This is a genomic window from Bombella dulcis, from assembly GCF_026385505.1.
Classification (GTDB): Bacteria; Pseudomonadota; Alphaproteobacteria; order Acetobacterales; family Acetobacteraceae; genus Bombella; species Bombella dulcis.
This window is the reverse complement of the sequence record NZ_JANIDV010000001.1, coordinates 733,075-744,388: the sequence shown is the minus strand read 5'-3', so window position 1 is coordinate 744,388 and position 11,314 is coordinate 733,075. Positions and strand designations below refer to the sequence as shown.

The window sequence follows — 11,314 nt, the reverse complement described above, 5'->3', positions numbered from 1 at the left end:
CGAAAACATGAAAGGAGTCGCTATGGCAGATAAATAGAAAACCCCCCGCACGGGTTTCAAAGCCGGCGGGGGTATGTTGCGCACTTTATGAGACCCACCTGAAAGCAAAATGCTTTAACAAGGGAAACCTTAACAGGGGAGGGCGCAACAATTCCAAAGCTAGCGATTTGATAGGGTTTTTTTCCGGTCACGTCAACAGCTTTCTACAATGACGGCTCGTGGTGATCTTGGCCAAGGGTGCCCGTCTGCCGTTTTGTTGGCTGTTTTCTGCCAATAAAAAAGCCGTGCAACCTATCCGGGCGCACGGCTAACGATCATGCCAATTTTGTACAGTTATCCGCCTATGGCTGTCAATCCATGTCGAGGACGGCTGAGCATTTTTTCTCCACGATCAATCAGTTTTCTCATGCCGGGTTGTGCCAGACCAAAATCCTTACACAGCACGGGCAGGGAAGGGCACGCCCTGTAGCAGCGGGCCGCATGTATGGCCTGCCCGGCGTCTGCTTTACGCTGCTGGCACCAGAAGTCATGCAGGGCCAGAAGGGCAGCCTCGCAGGCTTCAGATGCTCGGTTCCTTGCCCTGTTCTCGCTTAGTTCCGGCCAGTGTGACCGCCCGATGCTTGAGAATGACCAGCCATGAGCGAGCATCTGGACCAGCAGCATATGTGCCTCCTGCCCGGCGTGACGGCAGAACGCTCTTATGGGTAGCCACTTCTGTCCCCGCAGGGCGTTGAAGGTGAAGACATTCCCGGGGATCGCCGGGCTGCCGCTGTTCTTCATATCGTCGCAATATCCGTTCACGGCCAGTTCCCAGTCCGCAATCCATCGGTGTGCCTCTGCAATAACCTCATCTCCCACCCGGTGTCGCAGTGCCTCCAGGGTGTTGGAACGCCGCCGCCTCCTGCCATGAGTTTCCCAGTCCGGTTTGTTCATTCGTTCTCTGGTCGGTCCTGCCATTCTACAGCTCGTCCTGTTCTGCTATAAAAACTGCCACTCCTGACAGACAAGACCGGTATTCAGCCGCTCGGTTCCCCAAGACCGGGCGGTTTTTTTGGCCTGCCCAGCTCTATCATTCCCGAATGTGGTTTCAGGAATCATGCGGACATCCCATACCCTTTGAACGGTGGGAATTTCCGTGTTTTTCTGGTTTTTGATTGCCCGTTATTCTTGGTTTGACGGGCTTCTTTGTTTTTCTCGACGCATCCCTTGCAACGCCATTGCAGGCCGCAGGTTTTGCTCCTGTCTCGACTGAATCGGGAAACAGGTAATGTCTGTTGGCACTGTCCGCAGATTTTCCGCCCGTTCACCACGGATGTTGTTGAAATTTTTGGTATTTGTCTTGCTGCTTTTTCGGCATAAATCTTCTTTCGTTCGGCCCCGTAGCATTGCAAGCATGTGTGGCGATATCCGCCTTTGCTTCGGCTGTCCTTGCAGAATTCGGTGAGGGATTTCTCAGCCCCGCATTTCCGGCATGTTCTGTTCATGCAGACCCCCTGTCGTAGCCTTCAAAACAAAATACCTTCACAGAAGCTCTCTGAGCCATGTATGTGTCGTGCCCGGTGTCATCTATCGTAGAATGATCTGCACCGCACTCAGCGACGCCCTGTGAGGCTGATAGAGGCATATTCATCCCACCATCGCCTCTCGTTTGGTTTTTATCTCGTCATTGATGCCCTTCATGACCGATCCGAGCGTTTCTTCCTGGCCACGGGTGAGCTGCGGCGGTTCGGCCGGTTCGTGCTCTAGCGGCGGGGCATAGCCCAGCGTGAACCGTTTCCCGGCATCGTGGATCACGATCAGGCGAACCTTGGTGACCTTGGCCCGATATTCTTCCGCCAGCTCGTTGGCCAGCTCCAGAAAATCAGCCGGGGTTGGCATCCACTTGAACCGGGCGAAGCAGGCTTTGGCGAACTTGTCACCGAACGCACAGCGTGGTGCGTCTTCCAGTGCCATTTGGGCCGCTGCAATCCTCAGCTCCAGGGTTTCAGGGGCCAGAGGCTTGATGGCGATTGCGTTCAGCGAGTGATGCAATTTCACCAGAAAATCCCGCAATTCAGCCGGTTCTGCAGGGGACAGGAACTTTGCCTCAATCGCCTCTGCGGCCTTCCTCGCTTCCGCCACAACGGCACGGGGCAGGTAGGGGAGATGGCTGGCATCGGGGGCGTCCGTCTGCTGCTCGATCGCCTTGAGCAGGTCGGGACTGAACTCGATCTTTTCCCCCCGGATCATGGTGGGGAACTGCGATTTTCCGGGGACTGTGAGCTGGTTATCCATTGGCCAAACCCCTCAGGAAATCCATGGACGCCCGGCGGTTTTCCTCATCTCGGCTCATCCGGCTGGGGAACGGGGTGACGTTCCTGTTGCTCAGAAACCGCTGTTGTTGGCGGTCTGCGCTGCGGCGGCACCACGTCCGGAACGTGGCGGCCCAGTCCAGCTTCACGCCTCCGGCACCGGGGCGGGCGTGCCAGTAGTCCCGGAAATCCTCGGCCTCCCGTTGCGGGTTAAGGTTCCGCTCGTTGGCGTAGTCGATCAGCTCCGGGGATGGCTGCCAGTCGTCCGGCAGGCGATGCCCCCGCTTGGACGGTGGAGATTTTGTTTTTGGGGGAGCAGCCAGATCGCTTGCGTGCTCCTCTCGAACGGAGTGAGAGAGTATATCCTCTTCCTCCTCCTCTTCCTCTCCTCTTCCTATGGGAACTGGTTCCGAACTGGTTCCGAACTGGTGGGGAACTGGTTCGGAAATTTCTTCTCTATCTTGAGGTTCTTTGGACGATTTTTCGGAAGTTTTCTCCACCTGTTCCTTACCTGTTCCCGGTATGTTCTCGGTGGCACAAAACTGCATGATTTCTCCCGGCATCGGGAATTTTCGGCTTGGTTTTTTAGGGGACTGCCACTTGCCAAAATTGCGGATCGCACCGATCTCCTGGCCATCGCTTTCGTATTTTCGTATCACGCCGATCTGGACAAGCTCGGACAGAGTTTCTTCCGGATCGACATTGTGCATTGGCATCAGCCGTGCCTTCAGCTGTCGTGGCTTCCATGCGAAAGCCCCGCCATCATCAGCTTCATTCCAGAGGCCGATCATGAAAAGCTGAGCCTGAATAGACATCTCAAGTGTCGCTTCGTCGGTCCAGAATCCTGGGTGAATTGAGCGTATGCGGGCCATTCTCAGTCCCTTTCAATCTCGGTGATCGTGACCACCGTTTTTTGTTCGCACAGGCGGCATTTCACGGCGTGGTAGTCGGCAATCAGATGGGCGGGGCTGTCATCGACAATGATGCCCAGTCCCCGCTTGTTCCTCTGGCGGCCGCCCTTGCCCATGACAGGCGTTGTCAGGCAGTCGATGAGCTGTTTGCCGCCGCCGACCAGATTGTCGTAGTCAGGCGTTCCAACGCTGTGCCGTTCGATAACGACATGCGCCTTCTGAAACGGCTCATGCGGCAGCCCGGCGGCTCCTCCGATCTGTTCCAGTATCGTGCCCCTGATAGCTGCCTGCTGGCGCTTTCTGACGCTCCAGTGCGTCCGCAGAGAGCGGTTCAGAAGCGGGTAGGGTGAGGGAAGGATGAAACTTATCTGTCTCACCGGAACCTCCCTTTCTCATCACGCTTCCGGCGCACGAGGGCATCATCCCGCTGGGCACGCAGACGGCAGTTCTGTGCCAGAAGGGCGTCCCTGTCCTCTGCCAGTTTGCGGCTGTATGCCATCTCGGTGAACAGCCTCTCTTCTACACCGCTGAGGGCCAGTTTTAGGGCGAAGTTTTCATCCCTGATCCGGTCACGGCGGCGCACGATAAAATCCAGAATGCTCATACCCCCAGTGCCCTCCTGTACGTCTCTACGAGCGTTTCCTGTTCCTCCACCTCAGCCGGTTCCTGCTTGCGCAGCTTGATGATCTGCTTGATGGCCTTCACATCAAACCCGGCGCACTTGGCCTCCGTGAACACGTACCGGATGTCCGCCCCCAGGGCCTTGCGCTCATCTTCCAGACGCTCCACACGCTCGATGATGGAGCGCAGGCGGTCAGCGGCGATCCCGCCCACGTTGTTGGTTGTTTCGTTCATTTTTCTTCCTTCAGAACGTTTGCGAGGTCTGCAATCGTCTCAATCCTGAGAGCTCTTGAGAGAGCACCCATCAGCTCTACCTGCGACCTAAGAGGGATTTCCTCGTAACGGGCGAGGGCCAGCTCAAGGAGCTGTTTGGTTGGGTGAATGATCATGGGCATCAGAAGGGGATTTCGTCATCCATCGGCGGTTCGCCATACCCGGCGGCGTCGCTCATGGAAGTCCCGGTCTGGTAACGCTGGGTATTGTTCTGACTGGTGGATTGTGCGGGCTGATCCTGCTGCTGTGCCTGGTCTTGCCCGTCCAGGAAGACCAGGGTCCCTCCGAATTTGCTCAGAACAACCTCGGTCGTGTACTTATCCACGCCCTGCTGGTCTTTCCATTTGCGGGTACGGAGTTCGCCCTCGACGTAGACCTTGCGACCTTTGCTGAGATAGCGAGATGCGGCATCCACAAGACGTTCATTGAAAATAACGACACGGTGCCATTCCGCCCGGCTCTTCTTCTCTCCTGTATTGCGGTCTACCCATGTTTCGTTGGTAGCAATGGCTAGATTGGCAATCTTGCTGCCGGACTGTGTGTCGCGTACCTCTGGGTCACGCCCCAGATTCCCGACCAGAATGACCTTGTTGACGCCGTTGGACATTATGCGCCCACCTCCCCTGGGTCGGGGCTGCCAGTGTACCCGTATCCGATGTCGGCCCCGGGTTCTTCGACCCTCCGGCGTTCGATTTCGTTGTAGGCAACACGACCCAGCAGCTTCATGAGCGATTTCGGGACCGCACCGGCATTGATGGCGGCGAGGTCAGCATCAGAGAGTCGTTTGATGAATGGGCTGACGGACGTTTCCAGCCGTTCATGGCTGTCCTGCTCTTCCAGCTCTACCTGCTGCTCAGTGGAAGCTGATACGCATCCTGGGTGCCCTTCGGAGTGCGAGTCCGTGGGGTGCTGTTCATCAGAAGAAGGAGATGCATAGTGACTGTTTCTTACGAAAGAATGCGAACCGTCATTGCCTTGGCAGAATTTTTGAAAAATCAAAGCGAGAAAGTTTCTGCAAATGAGCTTTTGGAGCGTGCCAATTCCCTTATTGAGGAAGCAGAACGGAACGAAGGCCCTCTCGCTGATCCAAAAAGAAAAAGGGGAAGGTTGCCTAATTTTTCCAAGTTTGCGGGAAGCGAGATTAAGAGAAAGGACTTCCTCTAATACCCTGTAGAATTCGGCAACTTGGCGGGCAGTTTCAATTCGTTCCCCATTTATGCGGTAATTGTCCGTGATGAACTGGAACGTTAGCTCCAATAGCTCAAGACGTGTTTTTTCACTGAGACTCATGATGCGCTCCGGCTCTTGATGCGTCGTTGAATTTCCGCATGAGCTAGTTTGCCCATTAGGTCGGCGAGATGTTCTGTCCGAAGTCCAAAATTGAGCTGCTCTAATTCTGGGTCAGGCAGGCTCCTGATGAAGGTTTTAGCCAGCTCAGTGGATCCCCCCACTTGATCATCACAAGCCGATTCCTCACCTTTTGAGCATGGAGTAGGATTCTCACGCGTCTTTCCGGCAATCGCAGGGCTTTCTACGAAGCTATCTTCAGGTTCGGGACCGAAAAAATCTGCTCGCTCTTTATTAGTTTTGAGCGTTCGTATCTCTGGGAAGGTGCCCAGTTCTTCCAATTTTATCCCGACAACCAGTTCACCTAACAGGTATGCGTCGAAAATTGCCGCAACCCTAACAATGCTCATTACATCTGATTGAGCGTATTTTAGGTAATCAATTGCCAATTCTAGGCTCTTTTCTGACGGGCTATAGCGTGCGTATCCGCTCATGATGCGCTCCTCTGGGTGGGGGCGGGGCATGGAAAAAATCGTTCGCCGTCACGGCCCCGTTGGTGAATTCATGGATGCGACGCAGCATTTTTGAGGATGGCCTCCTCGTTCCTGCCGTATATCGGTAGATCGTCGCCACAGACTGGACCCCGATTTTCTGAGCCACATCGGCTGGGGTGAGGCTTTCCGCCTCCATATATTCGGATAGTTTCATGGAGGCATTTTGCCTAAATGGCAAAATTAATCAAGAAATTTTGTCTGTCTGGGTAAAGATATTTTTTCCACTTTGGAGAAAATCAGTCATGAGAAAAACGAGAAATACCCAGCAACCTCATCCGAATCACCTGCGTTCCTATCTGGTTGCGCTAGGGATGACATACGAAGAAGCGGGGGCCGCTGTCGGATTGCCTCCAACAGGGATATGGCGCCCGGCGAACGGAGAGCGTAAATTACAGCTTGAGGTCGCTATCCGCCTCTGGAAGGCATTCGGGTTCCCTGCCGAAGATGTTGGGCATCTCTACGTGAAGGAGCCGTGCCCCGAATATTTTGCCCTGCACAATGTAGAGTGGAAGGGTCCTCTTCCTAAAGGAGCCTCCGTCAAGCGAATTCCTGGGGTAAAAATACGATTGATCCCAGTAATAGGGGCAGTGCAGGCCGGGGTGTTTTCTGAGGCGTTAGAGGTGCCTGACGATGAGCGTTATTCTGTCAGCTACCCTACGGACGATGGATATCCTGCATCTCTGAACAGATATGCCCTAGAAGTGAAGGGGCAGAGTATGAACCGTGTTTTCCCTGATGGTTCGGTCGTGTGCGTTATTGACTACTCGGAGCTGGGGCGACCTCCTGAGACAGGGGACTTTGTAGTGGTCCGTCGTCGTGATTCGTATGGGCCGGGGGTTGAAGCGACGGTAAAAGCGTTGCAGATTCTTGATGACGGTTCGGCATGTTTATGGCCGCAGAGTACAGACCCTAATTTCCAGCAGCCAATCATACTCAAGGCGCCTGATCTCGAGACGCCAGATAATGCCGGTATCCCTGAGATTCAGATAAAAAGTCTTGTAGTCGGTATGATAAAGACACGGCTGAGAGCCACCTTCTGACAAGGTAAGTTAATAATTTTCTCATTAAAGCCGCCTTCCTTGTGGGCGGCTTTTTCTATGGCAACACGCAAAGCATAAAAATTGCCAAAAAGGCAAAAAATGCCTTGCTTGTTTTATCCAAATAGGCAAAAGTCTACCTCAGACACCACACAAACACGGAGGTGACGAGGTGGAAAACAACAGGAGCGCAGCCCTGTCCCGACTGAGGGCGGCCCACGACGAGCTGGAGATTGTCTCTGATGGTACGGGTCTGACACTGGCCGAGCGGGACGATCTGAGGCAGGCAATTCTGGCCATCGATACCCTGATTGACAGCTTGACCTACCCATATGAGCGCAACGAGACGATTACCGAGGCGTCGTTCCCGGCGATAGGGCCTTTCAACACGGCGGCACTGTCCGATGCCCTGGCTGGCCTTTCAGTACGTGCGGGGAATAAGCCATGAGCCTTATCTCCGAGCAGATCGCCCACCAGAACCACCCGACTGACAACGGCCTTCTGGAGCGTGTCGAGAATGGCCGTAATCCTTCAAAGCGTGCCGTTCTTGCCCTGATCAGCCGTACAGCTGACGTTCTGGACAAGAATGACTGGCTGAATGAGTGCCTGGAAGATGAAGCGTACGTGGCGTTCGATGCGCTTGATAAGCTGAGAGGCAAGTTAAGCGATTGTATCGACGAAGACGATACGGGCGTAACGGAAGTTAAGCGGCGTGAAGACGCTATAAGGCAACGCCACGATTATAACCGGAAGAGTGAAGCGGCGTAACCGCTAGTTAGAACTACCCAATAAACTGAGGATTTTTTGAGATGCTGAAAGATGCAAATGGGAGAGATGTGTCCAAAATCGAAGCGCGGCGGCTGCGCAAGTTGGCATCGCAGGTCATTCATGATGGACTGATTTACGTTAGTCGAGGCGACCTCCAGAAGGCGCAGAGAGCAGAAGAGATCGCAGCGATGCTCCTCGATGAGGCTCGGGCTGTGAGAGCGGGGGAGTTCTGATGGAAAAGGTGTTTTTCATCATACTTATTTGTGCCCTTGGGGCTCAGGGAATTGTCGCCTGCCACGAAGTTGCGGGAAAACCCGTTCATACGCCCGCATGCTCCAGTGAAAAGGGAGGAGCAAGATGAGCGAGAAAAAATACGAACTGACGGACGAGACAATAAGTTTCGAAGGGCGCACTCTGCACCGTATTCGGGCACTCGTCGACATAGCGTCTGCCGGGGTTTCACGGGGTGATTTAGGCGGATACGCAGAATCAGAATTTAACCTTGATCAATCAGGCAATGCGTGGATCTGCGAGGATGCCTGTGTGTTCGGGGATGCCGAGGTGTCCGGGAATGCCAGGGTGTTCGGGAATGCCAAGGTGTTCGGGAATGCCGAGGTTTTCGGGGATGCCAAGGTGTTCTGGAATGCCGAGGTGTCCGGGAATGCCAGGGTTTTCGGGAATGCCCAGGTGTTCGGGGATGCCGAGGTTTCCGGGGATGCCGAGGTGTCCGGGAATGCCAAGGTGTCCAGTGATGCCGAGGTGTACGGGAATGCCGAGGTGTCCGGGAATGCCAAGGTGTCCGGTGATGCCGAGGTGTCCGGGAATGCCAAGGTGTCCGGGAATGCCGAGGTGTACGGGAATGCCGAGGTGTCCGGGAATGCCAAGGTGTCCGGTGATGCCGAGGTGTACGGGAATGCCGAGGTGTCCGGGAATGCCAAGGTGTCCGGTGATGCCGAGGTGTACGGGAATGCCGAGGTGTACGGGTATGCCATGGTGTTCGGGGCCGCCAAGGTGTACGGGAATGCCGAGGTGTACGGGTATGCCATGGTGTTCGGGGCCGCCAAGGTGTCCGGGAATGCCCGCATTTCTAGAAAAACGGATTATTTTTTCGTTAGCCCTGTTGGATCAGAATGCGGCGTTCTCACAATATTCCGCACAGAGAACGGGGTTTCTGTGAACAGGGGGTGTTTTTCTGGAACCCTATCAGAGTTTGAAGATGCTGTTCGGAGAAAACACGGAAGTAATAGATACGGTGACGAATACCGCCTTCTGATCAAGCTTGCCCGCCTGCGGGCAAAAGAATGGCTTAAGGAGGGTGAGTGATGAGTAAGATCGTCGATCCCGGCATCTACAACCTAACGAGCGAGCAATACCATGCGGACCCGTGCCCGGTGGCCAGCCTGTCCAATTCAATCGCCAAGGTTCTACTAGATCAAAGCCCACTCCATGCACGGTTCAGACATCCTCGCCTGAATATTGACAGGACAGATGATTCCAAGCCGACGAAGCCAATGCAGAAAGGATCGGCATTGCACAGGCTAATTCTGGGGAAGGGAGCGGATATCGCCCACCTGCCTTTTAGGGATTACAAAAGCAAAATCGCCAGGGAAGAACGGGACGCCGCACAGGCAGAGGGGAAAATTGTCCTTCTGGAGTATGAGTATGAAGCAGTTCTGGCGTGTGCTGAGGCGGCTCGTGATCAGCTTATGAAGAGAGAGGATTGTGCCGCATTTTTCGGTCAGGGTCAGTCAGAGGCTGTTATCGCATGGCGGGAAAGGGACATCTGGTGCCGTGGGATGGTTGATTTCCTTCCTGACGACCCCAGAGCACCGTTATTTGATCTCAAAGGCACGACCAAGAGCGCATCGCCCCAGGAATGGAGCCGTTCCCTTGCAAGGGAATACCGCACGCAGGACCGTTTTTATGCTCGTGGCATGAAGGCAATACGGGGCATTACGCCAGAGCCAATGCGGTTCATCGTAGTGGAGATGAACGCTCCTTACGCTGTTTCTGTTCTCACCCCGGCTCCAAGTCTCCGTCATGTGGCGGATGAGAATGTCAGCCGTGCAATCCGTATCTGGAGCGAGTGCATGAAGAGCGGGGAATGGCCCGGATATCCTCACATGGCCCACGTGGAGGCCCCTGCATGGCTCATTAATGAGCAGGAAGAGCAGGAGATAAGGGATGATATTCTGGCAGAATTTGGAGATGCGGCATGAGCTTTACGATTAAACCGGCCGTTCGGGAAAAGATTGGTCTTCTGTTTGGTATCGCTGGGGCTTCTGGTTCCGGGAAGACATTCTCGGCTCTGACATTGGCCGAGGGGATCAAAGGTAAGGATGGCAAGATTGCCGTCATTGATACCGAGGCGGGGCGTGCCCTTCATTATGCTCCGCATCCCGGCCAGAAGGCGGACCCTTCCAAAGGTACGTTTGATTTCCTCCATGTTGACTTCCAGCCTCCTTTTGAGCCGATGCGCTATATCGAAGCGATACGGGCCGCCGAGAAGGCCGGGGCGACGGTTATCGTAATCGACAGCATGAGCCATGAGTGGGATGGGGAAGGCGGATGCTCTGATATGGCGGAGGAAGCCGCAATGTCAGCAGCGACTGATCGTAATGGCAATTTCCAGCAGTGGAAATTCGAAGCCATGACGGCCCCAAGCTGGAAAAAGCCCAAGCAGCAGCACAAGCGCATGATGGCGAGGCTTATCCAGACCAGAACACATCTGATTTTCTGCCTGCGGGCGCAAGAGAAAATCAAGTTCGAGAAGGTAATCAACCCCAAGACAGGCCGTGAGCGTAATGAGATCAGGCAGATGGGATTCCAGCCAATCTGCGAAAAGTCATTCATGTTCGAGCTGTCCGGCTCCATGACCATGCACCCCGAAACCCCGGGGCAGCCACGATATGACCTGCCCCATAAATTAAATCATGAGTTGCGGGACATATTCCCCAGCGGGAAGTGCATTGTCGCAGAGCAGGGGAGCCGCCTGAAAAACTGGGCGGAAAATGGAACTGACAGGCCTCCAGAAGACAGGAGCATGGTGGAAGCTCGTGAAATGGTGGAGGCCATCCAGGATGCGGCAACAGTGGACGCCCTTCAGAAACTCACAAGCGATCAGGGGTTCATGGGTTTAAGGGAGAAGCTGAGAGCAAGCCGTCCCCGACTGTCAGAGCGGGTTGATAAGGCGGTTAGAGACAAGATGGCATCATTCGAAGCCAATGAGGATGAACTGGGAGGAACAGAGGCCTCAACACACTCGGGCACTGATGATCTGGAGGTCCCATCATGGGTCTGATCATATCCCTACTTATCGCCGGGTATCTAACCCCCGGCATTCTGTGGCGCATCAGCATGCTGCGTACCAGCAGTGGATACCGTCCTGGCCTGACCAGTGCCGTGGTGTGTGTGACCCTCTGGCCGCTCATCGGGGCTGCTGAACTGAATGAATGGGTGAAGGAGAGAATGGCGTGATAGTAGTAAAATATTTGTGGTTAGTTGCGTTGTTATCAATCACTACGGCGGCTTTCTTGCATACCGACAACATAAAGACGGGTTTGATACATGCA

General features: G+C 54.6%; 19 protein-coding genes. 8 read left to right on the top strand and 11 right to left on the bottom strand.

The annotated features are described in order from the left end of the window. Nucleotides 1-333: 333 nt before the first annotated feature. From NQF87_RS03455 to NQF87_RS08840, 11 genes are all read right to left on the bottom strand, one after another. Nucleotides 334-933 (bottom strand): hypothetical protein, encoded by a 600-nt coding sequence (locus NQF87_RS03455; RefSeq protein WP_266127003.1) that lies wholly within the window; start codon nt 931-933, stop codon nt 334-336. Nucleotides 934-1,626: 693 nt separating this feature from the next. Further along, complete coding sequence (locus NQF87_RS03450; RefSeq protein ID WP_266127002.1) at nt 1,627-2,274, bottom strand: hypothetical protein; 648 nt, start codon at nt 2,272-2,274, stop codon at nt 1,627-1,629. Then, nucleotides 2,267-3,163: a DnaT-like ssDNA-binding domain-containing protein gene (locus tag NQF87_RS03445; protein ID WP_266127001.1), complete on the bottom strand. Its 897-nt coding sequence runs from the start codon at nt 3,161-3,163 to the stop codon at nt 2,267-2,269. Before NQF87_RS03445 ends, NQF87_RS03450 begins: the two co-directional genes overlap by 8 nt. A gap of 2 nt (nt 3,164-3,165) precedes the next feature. After that, nucleotides 3,166-3,579 carry a hypothetical protein gene (locus NQF87_RS03440; protein WP_266127000.1) on the bottom strand — a complete coding sequence of 138 codons (414 nt, stop codon included), beginning with the start codon at nt 3,577-3,579 and terminating at the stop codon, nt 3,166-3,168. Further along, the gene (locus NQF87_RS03435) at nt 3,576-3,806 is read right to left on the bottom strand and encodes a hypothetical protein (protein WP_266126999.1); all 231 of its coding nucleotides are present in this window, start codon (nt 3,804-3,806) and stop codon (nt 3,576-3,578) included. The genes NQF87_RS03440 and NQF87_RS03435 overlap by 4 nt, the downstream gene beginning before the upstream one ends. Continuing rightward, on the bottom strand, nt 3,803-4,057 hold the full coding sequence (locus NQF87_RS03430; RefSeq protein WP_266126998.1) for a DUF2312 domain-containing protein: 255 nt from the start codon (nt 4,055-4,057) through the stop codon (nt 3,803-3,805). The genes NQF87_RS03435 and NQF87_RS03430 overlap by 4 nt, the downstream gene beginning before the upstream one ends. Then, the gene (locus tag NQF87_RS03425; RefSeq protein ID WP_266126997.1) at nt 4,054-4,218 is read right to left on the bottom strand and encodes a hypothetical protein; all 165 of its coding nucleotides are present in this window, start codon (nt 4,216-4,218) and stop codon (nt 4,054-4,056) included. The genes NQF87_RS03430 and NQF87_RS03425 overlap by 4 nt, the downstream gene beginning before the upstream one ends. Beyond that, nucleotides 4,218-4,703, bottom strand: coding sequence for a single-stranded DNA-binding protein (gene ssb / locus NQF87_RS03420; RefSeq protein WP_266126996.1), 486 nt, complete (start codon nt 4,701-4,703; stop codon nt 4,218-4,220). Before ssb ends, NQF87_RS03425 begins: the two co-directional genes overlap by 1 nt. After that, nucleotides 4,703-5,386 carry a hypothetical protein gene (locus NQF87_RS03415; RefSeq protein ID WP_266126995.1) on the bottom strand — a complete coding sequence of 228 codons (684 nt, stop codon included), beginning with the start codon at nt 5,384-5,386 and terminating at the stop codon, nt 4,703-4,705. Before NQF87_RS03415 ends, ssb begins: the two co-directional genes overlap by 1 nt. Next, nucleotides 5,383-5,877: a hypothetical protein gene (locus NQF87_RS03410; protein WP_266126994.1), complete on the bottom strand. Its 495-nt coding sequence runs from the start codon at nt 5,875-5,877 to the stop codon at nt 5,383-5,385. Before NQF87_RS03410 ends, NQF87_RS03415 begins: the two co-directional genes overlap by 4 nt. Continuing rightward, nucleotides 5,855-6,073, bottom strand: a complete 219-nt coding sequence (locus NQF87_RS08840) for a helix-turn-helix domain-containing protein (protein WP_407651995.1) — start codon at nt 6,071-6,073, stop codon at nt 5,855-5,857. Before NQF87_RS08840 ends, NQF87_RS03410 begins: the two co-directional genes overlap by 23 nt. A gap of 16 nt (nt 6,074-6,089) precedes the next feature. Between NQF87_RS08840 and NQF87_RS03405 the strand changes: the two genes are divergently transcribed. The 8 genes from NQF87_RS03405 (at nt 6,090) to NQF87_RS03370 (ending at nt 11,219) form a co-directional block, all read left to right on the top strand. Then, nucleotides 6,090-6,977 carry a S24 family peptidase gene (locus NQF87_RS03405; protein ID WP_266126993.1) on the top strand — a complete coding sequence of 296 codons (888 nt, stop codon included), beginning with the start codon at nt 6,090-6,092 and terminating at the stop codon, nt 6,975-6,977. A gap of 169 nt (nt 6,978-7,146) precedes the next feature. Further along, the gene (locus tag NQF87_RS03400; protein WP_266126992.1) at nt 7,147-7,422 is read left to right on the top strand and encodes a hypothetical protein; all 276 of its coding nucleotides are present in this window, start codon (nt 7,147-7,149) and stop codon (nt 7,420-7,422) included. Further along, complete coding sequence (locus NQF87_RS03395) at nt 7,419-7,742, top strand: hypothetical protein (protein ID WP_266126991.1); 324 nt, start codon at nt 7,419-7,421, stop codon at nt 7,740-7,742. Before NQF87_RS03400 ends, NQF87_RS03395 begins: the two co-directional genes overlap by 4 nt. 41 nt (nt 7,743-7,783) lie before the next feature. After that, nucleotides 7,784-7,975: a hypothetical protein gene (locus NQF87_RS03390; RefSeq protein ID WP_266126990.1), complete on the top strand. Its 192-nt coding sequence runs from the start codon at nt 7,784-7,786 to the stop codon at nt 7,973-7,975. Nucleotides 7,976-8,099: 124 nt separating this feature from the next. Then, complete coding sequence (locus tag NQF87_RS03385) at nt 8,100-9,065, top strand: bactofilin family protein (protein WP_266126989.1); 966 nt, start codon at nt 8,100-8,102, stop codon at nt 9,063-9,065. Continuing rightward, complete coding sequence (locus NQF87_RS03380) at nt 9,065-9,961, top strand: PD-(D/E)XK nuclease-like domain-containing protein (protein WP_266127043.1); 897 nt, start codon at nt 9,065-9,067, stop codon at nt 9,959-9,961. The genes NQF87_RS03385 and NQF87_RS03380 overlap by 1 nt, the downstream gene beginning before the upstream one ends. After that, nucleotides 9,958-11,043 carry an AAA family ATPase gene (locus tag NQF87_RS03375; RefSeq protein WP_266126988.1) on the top strand — a complete coding sequence of 362 codons (1,086 nt, stop codon included), beginning with the start codon at nt 9,958-9,960 and terminating at the stop codon, nt 11,041-11,043. The genes NQF87_RS03380 and NQF87_RS03375 overlap by 4 nt, the downstream gene beginning before the upstream one ends. After that, a complete protein-coding gene (locus NQF87_RS03370) occupies nt 11,034-11,219 on the top strand; it encodes a hypothetical protein (protein ID WP_266126409.1) in 186 nt (61 codons plus the stop codon). Before NQF87_RS03375 ends, NQF87_RS03370 begins: the two co-directional genes overlap by 10 nt. Nucleotides 11,220-11,314: the final 95 nt, after the last annotated feature.